The sequence below is a fragment of the Kribbella antiqua genome (genome assembly GCF_004345665.1).
In the GTDB taxonomy this organism is placed as follows: Bacteria; Actinomycetota; Actinomycetes; order Propionibacteriales; family Kribbellaceae; genus Kribbella; species Kribbella antiqua.
Map to the genome: position 1 here is coordinate 274,431 of NZ_SLWR01000010.1, position 15,160 is coordinate 289,590.

9 protein-coding genes are annotated in these 15,160 nt (G+C 68.9%); 5 read left to right on the forward strand and 4 right to left on the reverse strand.

Going from position 1 to position 15,160, the window contains the following annotated elements; genetic code table 11:
- The first annotated feature begins 26 nt into the window (after positions 1–26).
- Both EV646_RS40715 and sppA read left to right on the forward strand, forming a co-directional pair.
- Complete coding sequence (locus tag EV646_RS40715; protein WP_132153640.1) at positions 27–3,392, forward strand: S8 family peptidase; 3,366 nt, start codon at positions 27–29, stop codon at positions 3,390–3,392.
- Between the two features lie 31 nt (positions 3,393–3,423).
- The gene (sppA, locus tag EV646_RS27725; protein WP_132153642.1) at positions 3,424–5,079 is read left to right on the forward strand and encodes a signal peptide peptidase SppA; all 1,656 of its coding nucleotides are present in this window, start codon (positions 3,424–3,426) and stop codon (positions 5,077–5,079) included.
- On the opposite strand, the gene EV646_RS27730 is transcribed toward sppA, so the two are convergent.
- A complete protein-coding gene (locus tag EV646_RS27730; RefSeq protein ID WP_199237229.1) occupies positions 5,076–6,302 on the reverse strand; it encodes an FAD-binding oxidoreductase in 1,227 nt (408 codons plus the stop codon). The genes sppA and EV646_RS27730 overlap by 4 nt on opposite strands.
- Positions 6,299–6,880, reverse strand: a complete 582-nt coding sequence (locus EV646_RS27735; protein ID WP_132153644.1) for a cob(I)yrinic acid a,c-diamide adenosyltransferase — start codon at positions 6,878–6,880, stop codon at positions 6,299–6,301. The genes EV646_RS27730 and EV646_RS27735 overlap by 4 nt, the downstream gene beginning before the upstream one ends.
- Before the next feature lie 50 nt (positions 6,881–6,930).
- Here EV646_RS27735 and murA point away from each other — a divergent pair, with 50 nt between their 5' ends.
- Positions 6,931–8,217: a UDP-N-acetylglucosamine 1-carboxyvinyltransferase gene (gene murA, locus EV646_RS27740; protein WP_132153646.1), complete on the forward strand. Its 1,287-nt coding sequence runs from the start codon at positions 6,931–6,933 to the stop codon at positions 8,215–8,217.
- A 70-nt stretch (positions 8,218–8,287) separates the two neighbouring features.
- On the forward strand, positions 8,288–9,466 hold the full coding sequence (gene fabV, locus EV646_RS27745; protein ID WP_132153648.1) for an enoyl-[acyl-carrier-protein] reductase FabV: 1,179 nt from the start codon (positions 8,288–8,290) through the stop codon (positions 9,464–9,466).
- On the opposite strand, the gene EV646_RS27750 is transcribed toward fabV, so the two are convergent.
- Positions 9,453–11,954: a DEAD/DEAH box helicase gene (locus EV646_RS27750; protein ID WP_132153650.1), complete on the reverse strand. Its 2,502-nt coding sequence runs from the start codon at positions 11,952–11,954 to the stop codon at positions 9,453–9,455. The two genes, fabV and EV646_RS27750, sit on opposite strands and share 14 nt — an antisense overlap.
- 146 nt (positions 11,955–12,100) lie before the next feature.
- Between EV646_RS27750 and EV646_RS27755 the strand changes: the two genes are divergently transcribed.
- Complete coding sequence (locus EV646_RS27755; protein WP_158291033.1) at positions 12,101–12,463, forward strand: beta-galactosidase small subunit-related protein; 363 nt, start codon at positions 12,101–12,103, stop codon at positions 12,461–12,463.
- Between the two features lie 116 nt (positions 12,464–12,579).
- Here EV646_RS27755 and EV646_RS27760 read toward each other — a convergent pair whose 3' ends face one another.
- Positions 12,580–14,718, reverse strand: coding sequence for an HNH endonuclease signature motif containing protein (locus EV646_RS27760; RefSeq protein WP_132153654.1), 2,139 nt, complete (start codon positions 14,716–14,718; stop codon positions 12,580–12,582).
- Positions 14,719–15,160 lie beyond the last annotated feature (442 nt).

Below are 15,160 nucleotides of genomic sequence, written 5' to 3' on the forward strand. Positions count from 1 at the left end.
ACTCGAGCCACTACGAGAGGTGAACTATGCCCAGATTCCGCCCCCGACGGCTGATCCCGGCCGTCGCGATCGCCGCGGTGGCCGTCGCCGCCGTGGCCTTCCCCGCCTCCGGCAACCAGTCCGCCAGTACGGCGAGCGGCCGGAGCGCAGCCACCCAAGCACCCAGCACGTTCACGCTGATCACCGGTGACAAGGTGATCGCCCGCCAGGGCCCCGGCGGCACCTTCAGCACCGAGGTCCGGCCCGGTCCCGGCCGCGCCGGCATGATGTTCCACAAGGTTGCCCTAGGCAAGCAGCAGTCGGTGATCCCGTTCGACGCGGTCCCGCTGGTCGCGGCCGGCCTCGTCGACCCTCGGCTGTTCGATGTTGCCCTGCTCGCGGATCTCGGCCTCGACGACGTGTCTTCCCCCGACCTCCCACTCCTGGTCGAACACGCCGGTCGGGCGACCACTTTCAAAGGCACGAAGATCAAGCGCGAACTCCCCTTGGTCGGCGCCGTCGCGCTGCGCCAGGACCGTCGTACGGCGAATACCTTCTGGCAATCCTGGAAAAGCAGCAAGAAGAAGATCTGGCTCGACGGTGGCATCAAGCCCACTCTCGATCGCAGCGTCGCGCAGATCGGCGCGCCGGTCGCATGGCAGGCGGGTGCGACCGGCAAGGGCGTGAAGGTTGCCGTCCTCGACTCCGGGTACGACGCCACCCACGCCGACCTCGAGGACCGGGTCGTCGCAGCCAAGAGCTTCGTTGACGACAACACGGTCGACGATCAGGTTGGCCACGGTACGCACGTCGCCTCGACGGTCGCCGGCACGGGACAGGCGTCCGGCGGCAAGTACCGCGGTGTCGCACCGGAGGCGGACCTGATGATCGGCAAGGTTTGCGGCCGGAAGGGCTGCGAGCTGTCCGACATCATCGCGGGCATGGAGTGGGCCGCCCACGCAGGCGCGAAGGTGGTGAATCTCAGCCTGGGCGGCTGGGCGTCCGACGGCACCGACGTCGTCTCACAGGCGGTCAACGAGCTGACCGCGAGTACCGGCACGCTCTTCGTCGCATCAGCCGGGAATGACGGCATCGAGTCGAGCATCGGCAGCCCGGCCGCCGCTGACGCCGCGCTGGCCGTCGCCTCGGTCACCAAGTCCGACACGCTCAGCACGTTCTCCAGCCGCGGTCCCCGGCTCGGCGACTTCGCCGTGAAGCCGGACATCGCGGCACCGGGCGACCGGATCGTCGCCGCCCGCGCCGCCGGGACATTGGCGCCGTTCGCGATCAATCCGTCGTACGCCGAACTGTCCGGCACCTCGATGGCATCGCCGCACGTCGCGGGCGCGGCCGCGCTGCTCGCCCAGTTGCATCCGGGCTGGAAAGCGCCGGAATTGAAGGCAGCGCTGATGAACTCCGCCCTCGGCCTCCCCGGGATCGGCGTCTTCGGCCAAGGCGCCGGCCGGGTCGATCTGTCCCGCGCGGTCAAGCAGTCCGTGATCGCCACACCGGCCACGGTCGACCTTGGCCTGCAGAGTTACCCGCACGCCGACGACAAGCCCGTCACGAAGACGGTGACCTATCGCAACGACGGCGGCAAGCCGATCAACCTGAAGCTCTCCCTGGAGGCCAAGCCGGCGAAGGTGTTCCGGCTCAGCCGGTCGAGCATCGTCGTACCGGCCAACGGTACGGAGACGGTCGACATCACCGCAGACACTTCCACCGAAGGTCCCAACGGTGCGTACGCCGGCTGGCTTGTTGCTACTGGCAACGGTACGGCGATCAGGACGACCGTTGGCGTGGGCAAGGAAATACCGAGCTACGAGCGGAAGATCGTCATGCTCGACCGCTCCGGCAAGCCGGTGGTCAACGACGAGACCCAGTTCGGCGCGGTGTTCCTGGCCGACGTGGAGCACCAGCAGGGCTATTTCGCCGTGCCGGGCGACACGATCCGGTTGCCGCAAGGCCGCTATGCGATGGACGCTCTGCTGGGGAAGTCCAACGAGGAGGGGCAGGGGTACGCCGAGGGGACCTACTTCGGTGAGCCGGAGCTCGTCGTAGGCGAGTCGGGCAGCCTCGTCCTCGACGGCCGCAAGGCCAACAAGGTCGCGGTCCAAGCACCAGTCGCCGGGGCTTCCGCTGCCACAGCGGGCGTCGGGTACGCCACGCCACTCGGCAACAGCACCTTCGTCGGCGGCATCGCGGTCATCAACCCGCTGCGACCCGACTTCTCCCCCGACCTGTACGTCGTACCGAACGCCACTGGGACGGCGAAGACCTTCACTGGCTTCGCCCATGTCGCGTGGGCGAAGATGCCGCCGGATCAGTCACCGGAAGGCGGCTTCTACCTGGACAGCCCTTACCTCTACCACGACGTCTCCACCTGGCCGGGCCGCTTCCCCACCAAGCCGGCGCTGGTCAGCAAGGAGTACGCCCACCTCGACGCGTCGTACGCCGGTGAGCCCGGGACGCGCGGCAACAACTACGGCTTCCCCTCGCTGCCGCAGAAAGACAGCGGCGGGCATGTGGTCGGGCTGTTCCTCTTCACCCCTGCGATCGAGATGAACCTGCCGTTCCGGCGCCAGGAGTACTACGCCGCCAAGGGCGTCAACTGGGCCTTCGAGACCGAGGTGTTCCGCTATCTGCCGGAGGACGGCGCGGTCGAGTACACAGCCGTCGTCGACTCCCAGCACACCGCCTACCCAGCCGGGCGTACGACGAAGGTCCGTTGGCAGCAGGGTGTCTTCGGCCCGAGCCTGCCGGACCGGCGCGCAGGCATGCCGGGACGCGAGCCGCAGCCGTTCACCTACCGCGACGGCGACAGCCTGACAGTTGACGTCCCGCTGTACGCCGACGGCGGCGCGGGACGGCTCGGCGACGCGATCATCGACTCCGAGCACACCACTCTGTCGCACGAGGGCGTCGAGCTCGGCGCCAGCGACGCACTCCGGTTGCAGACCTTCCAACTGCCGGCGGAAGAAGCGCAGTACGTGCTCACCAAGACGGCGACACGCTCACCGGACCGCTACAAGCTGTCCACGGACATCGAATCGGTCTGGACGTTCCGCTCGCAGCGCACGCCCGACGGCCAGTCCACGGCGCTGCCGCTGATGAACGTGCGCTACCAACCCGCTCTCGACGACCGCAACCGGGCACCAGCCGGACGCTTCGAGGTCCCGTTCACCATCGAGCACCAGTACGGCGCGACGCGGCGACCGGTGGTGTCGGTGGCAGTAGAGGCGTCGTACGACGGCAAGACCTGGCACACCGTGCCCGTCCGCCGGACCACCACCGGCTGGACCGCGGTCACCGACCAGCCAGCCGGGACCTTCGTCTCCCTGCGGGCGCACGCCACAGACTCAGCCGGGAACGAGGTGAACCAGACCATCCACCGAGCGTTTGAGGTGAGGTAGCAGTGTTGTGGGCGGCGTCTAAGGTCGAAGCATGGGGATACTGCTCGAGCTTGACCTGACCAGGGGTGTGCTGGAGACGCCGCCCGCTTCGCCGGTGGCCGCGTTCCGGGCCAGGCACCTGCCGACGCTGCGCGAGTTGGTGGCGGCGCTGCGGAAGGGCGCGCGGGACGACTCCGTGGTCGGACTAGTCGCGCATCTGGGTGGGCATCGGCTGTCGCTCGCCCAGGTGCAGGACCTCCGGGAGGCGGTCGCCGATTTCCGTACGTCGGGCAAGCCGGCCGTCGCCTGGACCGAGTCGTTCGGCGAGACCGGCAGCGGGACCGTGCCGTACTATCTGGCGACCGCGTTCGACGAGATCTGGGTGCAGCCGTCCGGCGAGCTCGCCATCACCGGCGTCTCGGTCCAGGCCGTGTTCGTCCGGAGCGCGCTGGACAAGGCTGGAGTGATCCCGCAGTTCGGCAAGCGCCGCGAGTACAAGACGGCCGCGGACACCTTTACCGAGAAGGAGATGACGGCTCCCGCGCGCGAGATGGCGGCGCGGCTGGCGGAGTCGGCGTACGAGCAGATCGTCGAGGGCATCGCCGTACGGCGTCGTCTCGACACCACGCGGGTCCGGGAGCTGGTGGACAGCGCCCCACTGGCCGCGCAGGCGGGCCTCGAAGCTGGACTGGTCGACCGGCTCGGCTACCGCTCGGATGTGTACGACGAACTCCGCAAAGGGCTCGGCGAAGGGACCACGCGGTTGCTGGCCGAGCGGTACATCCGCCGCGGGCCGCGCACTCTGGAGGATCTGCGCAAGACTCTGCCCTGGCCGCAGAAGCCGGTGGTAGCCGTCGTACGGATCTCCGGCGGCATCACGGTAGGCCGCAACTCCAGCAGCCCGCTCGGCGGTCAGGGCTCAGGCTCCGACACGGTCGGCGCCGCGCTGCGTGCCGTGGCCGACGAGGACAAGGTGAAGGCCGTCGTACTGCGGGTGGACAGCCCGGGCGGCTCGTACGTCGCCTCGGACGCGATCCGCAACGAGGTGCTCCGGCTGCGGTCCACCGGGCGGCCGGTGATCGCTTCGATGGGCAGCGTGGCGGCGTCCGGCGGGTACTTCGTCGCGATGCCGGCCGATGTGATCGTCGCGCAACCGGGCACGATCACCGGCTCGATCGGCGTGCTGTCCGGCAAGGGCGTCGTACGGGATGCACTCGGGCGGATCGGGATCTCGCAGGAGGCGGTGTCGGAGGGCGAGAACGCGCGGATGTACTCCGCGCAGGAGGAGTTCACCGACGAGCAGTGGGCTCGGTTGGAGGAGACCCTCGACCGCATCTACAAGGACTTCGTCGCCAAGGCCGCCCAGGACCGCGGCCTCCCCGAGGAGCAGCTTGAGTCCCTCGCCCGCGGCCGGGTCTGGACCGGCGCCGACGCGCACGCGCGCAAGCTCGTCGACGAGCTCGGCGGCTTCCAGCACGCTCTGACGATCGCCTGCAACCGCGCCGGCCTGGACCGCGACAACATCGCCCTCGCCGCGGTCCCACACCGCAACCTGCTGGACCACCTCCGCGCCCCCACGACCACCGACGACCTGGCCGTTACCGCGCCGCCGCTGACCCTCGACGGCATCACCACCGGGCTGTACTCCGCACTCGGCCTCCCACCGGCAGGCGTACTGCGGATGCCACTCAACTGGCAGCTCGGCTAAAGCGACTGCGGGAAGGTGAAAAATCCCTCGGGGTCGTAGGCCCGCTTGACCTCGCGCAGCCGGCCGAGGTTCTCCCCGTGGTACGCCGTCAACGCGTCGTCGAGGGTCGGGTCGGGAAAGTTGGTGTAGACCCGCCCGGTGCCGTACGGCTCGAGCGGGCTGAAGACCTGGGCAAGCTTGGCGCGGTCGGTGCCTACGAGCTCCAGCAGGAACGCCGTGTCGCGGTGAGCGAAGGCGGTCGCGGTCGCCGGGACTCGGTTGTAGGCGCCGCCCATCGGCGTGAAGTTCACGTCGCCGGGTGCGTCGCGGAGCAACTCCTCGATCACCGCCACCGGGAGCGGCCCAGCGAAGAACTCCGACTTGCTGACCGCCATGCTTTCGCCCGCGTCGGGATCGTCACCGAGGCCGACGAGCGACTCCTTCAGCCGGCGATACGGCAGCTGCTCGACCACCGCGAATGTCGGCGAGACTTCCATCGGTGCAGAGAACTCACCAGTGGTCAGGCCGAAGAGATGGATCTCGGTGGCCGTCACGCGCAGGCTCGCACTGAGCTCGTCCCACGCGTACGGCGCCCAGTGCTGCCAGGAGTCGATCACGCCAACGGCGTCCGCGCGCGACCAGGTCAGGTGGAACCGCGTCGCCACCGGAGTCGGCAAGGTCGAAAACCACAGCCGGGTGACGACGCCGAACTGGCCACCACCCGCGCCGCGCAGAGCCCAGAAGAGGTCGGAGTCCTGTTCAGCGGAGCAGGTGACGATCCGCCCATCCGCAAGGACTACCTCCGCCGCCAGCAGGCTGTCGCAAGTCAGCCCGTGGCTCCTGCCGAGCACGCCGATGCCACCACCCAAGGTCAGGCCGGCGATCCCGACGGTCGGTCCACAGCCGGCCGGGATGGTGACGCCGACCGCGTCCAGAGCGTCGTACAAGCGGCTCAACCGCGTGCCCGCGCCGACGACCGCGACGTCGTCGGAGACCTCGACGGACGACATCGGTGAGACGTCAAGGACTACTCCGGTGGTGGACGAGCGGCCGGCGAAGCAGTGGCCGCCGCTGCGCGGGACGACCGGGAGTCCTTCTTTGCGTGCCTCGGCCAGGACCTCCGCAACGTCAGCGGGGGTCTCGCACTGCGCGATCACCGCCGGCCGGACTTCGCCGTACTGGGGCATCGCCGGGCGGCGGACTGCCTCGTACTCGGGGGAATCCGGGCGGAGGTAGCGCGTCACTCGCGTTCGCCGCCGGGGATCCAGAGGACGTCGCCGCCGGAGGAGAGGTTGGCGACGCGGCCGAGGATGAACAGGAGGTCGGAGAGGCGGTTGAGGTAGGTGAGCGCGAGGAGGTTGACCGACGGGCCATGTGCCTCGACCGCGGCCCAGCCGGCCCGCTCGGCGCGGCGGACGACGGTGCGGGCGACGTTCAGGTAGGCGGCGCCCTCGGTGCCGCCGGGCAGGATGAACGAGCGGAGCTTGGTCAAACGGCTGTTGTAGTCGTCGCACCAGCCTTCCAGGCGGTCGACGTACTCCTGGGTGATCCGCAGCGGCGGGTACTCCGGGTTCGGCGTGATCGGGTTGCACAGGTCGGCGCCGACGTCGAAGAGGTCGTTCTGGATCCTGGTCAGCAGCACAACCAGTGCGCTGTTCAGGTGTCCGGCCGCGATCGCCACGCCGATCGCCGAGTTCGCCTCATCGACCTCGCCGTACGCCGCCAGCCGCGGATCGGTCTTCGACGTCGTCGAGTTGTCGCCCAGGCGGGTCTCGCCCGCGTCACCGGTGCGGGTGTAGATCCGCGTCAAGTTCACAGCCATGGCAAGGACTCTACGCAAACCCCCGGGACGTTAAACGCTACGGTTGGCGGGTGGAACGGTTTCGGATCGCGGGTGAGGCACGGCTCGAAGGGGTCGTGCAGGTAGCTGGGGCGAAGAACAGCGTGCTCAAGCTGATGGCGGCGGCACTGCTGGCGGAGGGGACGACGGTGCTGCGGCTGGTGCCGAGCATTCTCGACGTCACCTTCATGGCCCAGCTGCTGGACACCCTCGGCTGCTCGGTCAAGGTCGACGCGGACGCTCAGACGGCGACGATCGCCGTACCTGGTGACGTTCGGCACCAGTGCGACTACGAGCTGGTCCGCAAGCTGCGGGCGTCGATCTCGGTGCTCGGGCCGCTGCTGGCCCGCTGCGGTCAGGCCGAGGTGGCGCTGCCGGGCGGCGACAACATCGGCTCCCGCGGGCTGAACATGCACGTCGCGGGACTGGAGGCGATGGGTGCGAAGGTGCACATCGAACACGGTTTCGTCATCGCCGAGGCGCCCCAGGGCCTGCACGGTGCCGAGGTCTGGCTGGACTTCCCGAGCGTCGGCGCGACCGAGACGATCATGATGGCCGCGGTGCTGGCACGCGGTACGACGATCATCGAGAACGCCGCGCGTGAGCCGGAGATCCAGGACATCGCCAAGATGCTGGTCGAGATGGGCGCCCAGATCGAGGGCGCCGGGTCGCCGCGGATCGTGGTGACCGGGGTGACCGGGCTGCTGAAGCCGGTCGACCACACCGTTGTTGCGGACCGGATCGTGTCCGGCAGCTGGGCGTTCGCGGCGGCCATCACCAAGGGTGACGTGACGATCGCGAACGGCCGCGCCGACCACCTCGAGTTGCCGCTGGACAAGCTGCACAAGGCCGGCGCCGAGATCAGCGTGCTGGAGTCCGGATTCCGGGTCCAGATGAAGGAACGGCCGAAGCCGGTGGACGTGGTCACGCTGCCGTACCCGGGTTTTGCGACCGACCTGCAGGCGTTTGTGATCGCTTTGAACGCGTTGAGTGACGGTGCCGCGATGGTGACGGAGAACCTGTTCGAGGGGCGATTCACCTTCGCGCAGGAGCTGACCCGGCTGGGCGCCCAGATCCAGACCGATGGTCACCACGCTGTCGTTCGCGGCGTACCGCGGCTGTCCGGCGCTCCCGTCGTAGCCAGTGACATCCGGGCCGGTGCGGCGCTCGTACTCGCGGGTCTCGCCGCGGAGGGCGAGACGCTGGTGTCCGCGGCTCATCACGTGCACCGCGGCTACACCGACTTCGCCGGCAACCTTCGCCGCCTCGGCGCCGACGTCACGGTCGAGCCGGACGACGCGGAACTGTACTGGAACTGAGCACGCACTTTCGGCGCATTCTCTGTGCACTTCGTTTTGTGGGGGCGACGGGCCGGTTAGTGTCGTCCGCATGAGTGAGCGCGTGATCAAGCCCGTAGGCCGTGGATTCCTGTTCCTGGACTCGCATCCGGACGGTTGTGCCCAGCTGGTTCGTGACCTGGCCGGCCAGGTCGAGCGTCGTACGACGGAGCGCCGTGTCGCGCTCGTGATCGGGTCCAGCTCCGGCTACGGCCTGGCTGCGACCGTTGCGGGTCTGGCGCGCTACGGCATCGACGGGGTCGGCGTCTCATTCGAGAAGGCTCCAACTCCACGACGTACTGCGACAGCCGGGTGGTATCGCACGGCCGAGACCGCGGCTCTCGCATCGGAGCTCGGCCGGGACTTCCACTTCGTCAACGCGGACGCCTTCGCGGACACCACCAAGTCTGAAGTCCTCGACTTGATCGCTGAGCGCTTCGGCGGGGTCGATCACCTGATCTACAGCGTTGCCGCGCCACGCCGGGTGGACCCACGCAACGGCGAGACGTACGAGTCGGCGCTGCGGACGATCGGCTCGCCGTACCGGACCAAGAGCATCGGGTTCGAGGACGGTTCACCGGTGCTGCAGGAGGTCGGGCTCGAGGCCGCGACCGAGGACGAGATCGCGCAGACCGTGAAGGTGATGGGCGGTGAGGACTGGGCTCGCTGGGTCTCCGCGCTGGAGGAGCGGGGGTTGCTCAAGCCCGACTTCAGCACGGTCGCGCTCACGTACATCGGCTCGGAGTTGACCGGTCCGATCTACCGCCAGGGTTCGATCGGCGCCGCGAAGGCGGATCTCGAGCAGACCGCCCTGACGCTGAGCAAGGACGGCGTACGCGCTCTCACGTCGGTCAACGGGGCTGCGGTCACCCAGGCGTCGTCGGCGATCCCAGGTATCGGCCTGTACGTCAGCCTGCTCCACAAGGTGCTCGGCGAGCGGATGCAGACCCCGATGCAGCAGTCGGTCGCGCTGTGGGATCAGCTCACGGGAGCGACGCCACTCGATCTCGACGACGAGGGCCGCATCCGCCTCGACCGCTGGGAACTGGCCGCGGACGTTCAGGACGCCGTACGCGCGCAGTGGGACGCGGCGACGGCGGAGAACATCGCGGACGTCGCCGACGCCGCCTGGTTCTACGCCGAGGTCCGCCGCCTCTACGGCTTCGACGTGCCAGGGGTCGACTACGACGCTGAGACCGAGGTCGACGTGGAGTGGCCTAAAGGGGTTTGAACGAGACCAGTTCGAGGACGAGGTCGCCGGCTTCGTCGGAGGCGGCGAGGTCGACCGTGGCGGTGATACGCCAGTCGTGGTTGCCCTCGGGGTCGTCGATGAGCTGCTGGACCTCCCAGTAGCCCGGGTGCTCCTCGACCACGAACAGCGCCGGACCGCGGGCTTCGGGGCCGGTGTTGAGGGTGTCGTGCTCGGCGTAGTACGCCGTACCGGCTTCGGCCCAGCGGCCTGCGTCCCAGCCGGCCTCGGCGTCCAGCTGGCCGAGCTCGGCCCACCGGTGGCGTGCGATCAGCTCGACCCGGCGGAACATGGCGTTGCGGACCAGCACCCGGAAAGCCCTTGTATTCAACGTGATCCGGCGCGGTCCGGCCGGCGTCGGCTCGGCGACCTCCTCGGCGGTCGGGTTGGTCAGCTCCTCCCACTCGTCGAGCAGACTGGAGTCGGTCTGCCGGACCACCTCGCCAAGCCACTCGACCAGGTCATTCAGATCCTCGTTGGCCTTGTCGGGCGGCACGGTCTGCCGCAGCGCCTTGTACGCGTCGCTCAGATACCGCAGTACGACGCCCTCCGACCGCGCCAGCCCGTAGTACCCGATGAACTCGCCGAACGTCATCGCCCGCTCGAACATGTCCCGGACCACCGACTTCGGCGACAACCCGGCGTCCGCGATCCACGGATGCGTCTGCCGGTACATCTCGAACGTTGCCTCGAGCAACTCATTGAGCGGCTTCGGCCAGCTGACGTCCTCGAGCAGCTCCATCCGCTCTTCGTACTCGATCCCCTCGGCCTTCATCGCGTTCACGGCCTCGCCCCGGGCGTGGTGCTCCTGCGCCCACAGCACCGCCCGCGGATCCTCGAGCGTCGCCTCGATGATCGACACCACATCCAGCGCGTACGACGGATCCTCCGGGTCGAGCAGATCCAGCGCGGCCAGCGCGAAGGTCGACAGCGGCTGGTTCAGGCTGAAGTCCTTCTGCAGATCGACGGTCAGCCGTAGCGTCCGGCCGTACTCGTCGGGTTCGTCCAGCCGCTCGACCACGCCGGCGGTGAGCAGGGTCCGGTAGATCTGGATCGCCCGGCGGATCAGCCGGACCTGGACCTTCGATTCCTCGTGGTTGTCGCGAAGCAGGTGCCGCATGCTTGCGAACGCGTCGCCATCGCGCGCGATCACGTTGAGGAGCATCGCGTGGCTGACCCGCATCCGCGACTGCAGCGCCTCGGGCTCGGCCGCGACCAGCCGGTCGAACGTGTCCTCACCCCAGGTGACAAACCCTTCCGGCGGCTTCTTCCGCTGGACCTTTCGCTGCTTCTTCGGGTCGTCCCCCGCCTTGGCCAGCGCCTTCACGTTCTCGACCACGTGATCCGGTGCCTGTACGACGACCGTGCCTGATGTGTCGTAGCCGGCTCGTCCTGCGCGACCGGCGATCTGGTGGAACTCCCGCGCTTTCAGGATCCGCTGCCGGCGTCCGTCGTACTTGCTGAGAGCGGTCAGTACGACGGTCCGGATCGGTACGTTGATGCCGACGCCCAGGGTGTCGGTGCCGCAGATGACCTTGAGCAGGCCGGCCTGCGCGAGTTGCTCGACCAGCCGCCGGTACTTCGGCAGCATGCCGGCGTGGTGGACGCCGATGCCGTGCTTCACCAGCCGTTGCAGGGTCCGGCCGAAACCCTTGCTGAACCGGAAGCTGCCGATCAGCTCGTTGATCCTCTCCTTCTCCTCCTTCGAGGAGACGTTGATGCTCATCAGCGCCTGGGCGCGTTCGAGCGCCGCCGCTTGGGTGAAGTGGACGACGTACACCGGTGCCTGGTGTGTGGTGAGCAGTTCCTCGAGGGTCTCGTGCAGCGCGGTGGTGACGTACTTGTAGATCAGCGGCACCGGCCGTTCGGCGCTGGACACGATCGCGGTCGGGCGGCCGGTCCGTCGCGACAGGTCGATCTTGAACCGCTCGACGTCGCCGAGGGTCGCCGACATCAGGATGAACTGGGCATTCGGCAGCTCGAGCAGCGGCACCTGCCAGGCCCAGCCGCGGTCGGGTTCGGAGTAGAAGTGGAACTCGTCCATCACCACCTGGCCGACGTCCGCGCCGGCGCCCTCGCGGAGTGCGACGTTGGCGAGGACTTCCGCCGTACAGCAGATGATCGGCGCGGTGGCGTTGACCGACGCGTCGCCGGTCAGCATCCCGACCTTCTCGGCGCCGAAGATGTCGCACAACGCGAAGAACTTCTCCGACACCAGCGCCTTGATCGGCGCAGTGTAGAACGTCCGCTTCCCGTTCGCCAGCGCGGCGAAATGCGACCCGGTGGCGACCAGGCTCTTCCCCGACCCGGTCGGCGTCGACAGGATCACGTTCGACCCCGTCATCACCTCGATCAGCGCCTCCTCCTGCGCCGGATACAACGAAATCCCCTGCTCCCCCACCCAGGAAGCAAAGGCGTCATACAGCGCGTCGGGTCCGGTCGTCTCAGGCACTTGCTCGGTCAGCGTCATCGCCAACCATTGTCCCTTACCGCCAACCTGGCCCTCCGCACCCACCTCGAACGCTCGTCTCGGGAACGGGGCCGTTCGGTGCGCGGACCTGGGATGCGACGACGCTGGACCGAAAGACTCGGTGGGCCGCCGCCGGGCTACATCGCTTGCGTTACCGGACCGTCTCTGTCGACGTCGCTGGCGACGAGCTGGTCGGGGTGACCAAGCTCGGAGCCGCTGCGATTGACGCCGGCGTACTCACGACGTACCGATGGTCGTCCGACGGCGAGATAGGTCTCCCTGCGGGGTTTCGGCAGGTCACGTGGTTCGGACTCGGGCCGGGGCAGGCTTACCCAGACTCGCGCGCGGCCGGGCGGGCCGGCCGGTACACCTCGACCATCGAGGACCTCCAGGTGCCCTACCTCTCCCCGCAGGAGAACGGCACCCGATCCGAGGTCTGCTGGGCCGAGCTGTCTAGGCCGGCTGGAAACCTCACGCTGACAGGCGATCCACACCTGGCCTTGAGGTAATGCTCGACGCATTGCAGCACGGGCTTGGTAGTCCGACGAGTGGTGCTCCGATCCTGCCGCCGTACGACCTCCAGCCCCTCTCACACCGCTTCAGGTTTGCACTGCGGTAAACCTGCTCAGGTGAGATTGGGTTCTCGTTGCGGGATGCGGACTCGATGTGTCCCCGTGGGGTCGACGTGGAAGACGAAGCCGTGGGGTGTCGTCCATTCCAGGGTCTTGGGGTCGAGACGGCGGACCTTCCAGCGGCCGTGGGTTTTGAGGCGGTGGTGGTACCGGCTGAGGGGTACGAGGTTGGTGGTACCGGTCTGCTCGGTCGGGCCGAGCGGATCGTAGGGCTGGATGTGGTCCAAGTCGGTGGTGTTGGTGGTCTCCACGGTGCCGTAGGGGAACTGTTCGGCGGGGTGGATCAGCTTGACCCGCTCCCGGATCCGGTCGGGGATCTCGTAGGCATCGACGCTGGCGGGCTCGTTGAGGTCGATGACCGGCTTGACCACATACGGTCCGTGCCCGACCAGTTCGGCGAGCTGGCTGGCCAGGTGCGGGCCGAGTTCCTCGACCCGCAGGACGCCGGTGCCGGTGGCCAGGGTGTGGTCGGTCAGGTGCACATAGATCTCGGTCTTCCCCGGCCGCAACCGCCCACCACCCGCACGACCGCCGACACCGTGAGCACCCGAGGACACAGCTGTCCCCTCAGCAGTTCCGCCAGCGGACAGAGGTGTCCCGCTGGAGGGCATGGGTGTCCTGCCGGTGGGCATGGGGGTGCGGTGCGTGGTGCCGGTAGTTCCAGGGCGGTGCCCGGCGGCGCGGGCTGTGCGCGGGGTGGCGTGGGCGTCGTGCCTGATCTGCGCCAGCCGCGCGTGCAGGGCACGCCACGCCGCCGCGTCCATCGGCTCTCCTGCGTCATCGCCCCCGCCCGGGTCGTCCCAGGGCTCGGAGATAGGACTGGGTGTGTCGAGCGGATCGGGCATGTCAGTCTGGCTGGGGTGAGGGGCGTCGCGATCGGCCTCGTCATCGGGGTCGGGCTCGGTCCAAAGGCTCCCCCCATCACCCAGCAGCCCTCCACCGCTTGAGCCGACGCCGCCGCCAGCCTTGGTTGCCGGGGGCATCGGGTTCGATGCGGCGGCGGAGGGGGCGTCTTCGGATGTGGCGGCGGGGTCGTCGCCGCTCGCAGCAGCACCGGAGCCGCCGAGCCTGTCGTCCGGGGTGGGGTTGGTTGCCGCGGGCGCGAGGGTGGTCGCCGGGCTGGACGCGGCGGCGGAGGGGCAGTCTTCGGAAGTGTGGGCCGGGTCGTCGCCGCTCGCAGCAGCACCGGACTCGGCGGGGCTGTCGTCTGGGGTGGTGGGGCTGGATGCCGCGGGCGCGGGGTTGGATGCACCGGCGGAGGGGCCGTGATCAGGTGTGGTGAGGGTTTCGCTGCTCGCAGCAGCGCCGGGCTCGGCCTGGCCCTCGTCCTCGGCGTGGATGGTGTGGGTGCGGTGGTGGGCTTGGGCTTGGAGGAGGAGTTCTTCGGTGTAGCGGGGGTCGGCGATGATGCCGACGGCTTCGGCGCGGCGGGCGTTGAGGGAGCGGGTGTCGCCGAAGACCTTTAGGGCTGCGGCGATGCCGTCGATGGTGGCGTCGTAGCGCTTCGCGTTGCCGGTGGAGGTGCGGATGTAGATGGTGGTGGTGCCGTGGTCGTTGCCGCGGGCGACGAAGACGCCGCGTTCGCGGGCCTTCTCCTCCGCCTCCGCCCGTGCGGCCGCGGCGTCGGCGTGGAACCGGGCCGCGGTGATGATCTTGTCCAGCCGGTACGGCGTGATCGTGTCCACGATGCCGGCGACGCGTTTGTCGACGGAGCGGGCGGCCTCTTCGGACAGTTTCAGGCAGGCGGCAGCGATCTGCCGCGCCTTCCACGGCGTCGCCTCACCCGAGCGGACCTTGGCCCAGATGAACGGGAACCGGTGCCGCAGCGCGAGGGCCTCGCCGATCAACCGCACCGCGACACCGGTGGACACCCCAACCACCACACCGAACTCGGCCGGCGCGAACTCGGCGATCTCCGGGCACCCGTCACCGCCCAGCACGATCGCACGTTCACGGCCCCCGGAGGATGTGCGTCCGGGGCGGACCGGGCACTTGTCGGGGTGGAAGCGGTCGGCGTAGATCTGGGCGTGTTCGAGGAGCCGCGCATCGAGCCGGTTGGCGGCGGCGCGGTGGTCGGCGGCGGACTCGAGTAGGTCGGCCGTCGACAGGGAGGTCAGATCTCCTTCGAACATGTGTTCGATCTTACGGGATCAGGCCGTGCCTGCCAAATCGTCGAGTTGTCCGGAATCCCTTATCCACAAGGGGAAACATCACACTGCAAGACCGTACGGAAACGGGTATGTGGCATCGAGGTGGCGGCCGCGGTTGGGAGGGCTCGGTGGGCAGTGTGTCGAGGGGAGGCGGCAGGCGGAGACGGCGGCGCCGGTCGGCTTCTGGGCCTAGAGCCGCACGGGACTGCGACCAAGCGGCGGCAAGCGGTGCGGTGCGGTGGGTGCGGTGCGGTGGGTGCGGTGCGGTGGGTGCGGTGCGGTGGGTGCGGTGCGGTGGGTGCGGTGCGGTGGGTGCGGTGCGGTAGGTGCGGTGCGGTAGGTGCGGTGCGGTAGGTGCGGTGCGGTAGGTGCGGTGCGGTAGGTGCGGTGCGGTAGGTGCGGTGCGGTAGGTGCGGTGCGGAAG

Excerpts from the sequence above, each read along its gene's own strand:
- EV646_RS27750 (WP_132153650.1), bottom strand. The coding sequence starts at position 11,954 with ATGACGCTGACCGAGCAAGTGCCTGAGACGACCGGACCCGACGCGCTG.
- sppA (WP_132153642.1), top strand. The coding sequence starts at position 3,424 with ATGGGGATACTGCTCGAGCTTGACCTGACCAGGGGTGTGCTGGAGACG.
- EV646_RS27735 (WP_132153644.1), bottom strand. The coding sequence starts at position 6,880 with ATGGCTGTGAACTTGACGCGGATCTACACCCGCACCGGTGACGCGGGC.
- EV646_RS27760 (WP_132153654.1), bottom strand. The coding sequence starts at position 14,718 with ATGTTCGAAGGAGATCTGACCTCCCTGTCGACGGCCGACCTACTCGAG.
- fabV (WP_132153648.1), top strand. The coding sequence starts at position 8,288 with ATGAGTGAGCGCGTGATCAAGCCCGTAGGCCGTGGATTCCTGTTCCTG.
- EV646_RS40715 (WP_132153640.1), top strand. The coding sequence starts at position 27 with ATGCCCAGATTCCGCCCCCGACGGCTGATCCCGGCCGTCGCGATCGCC.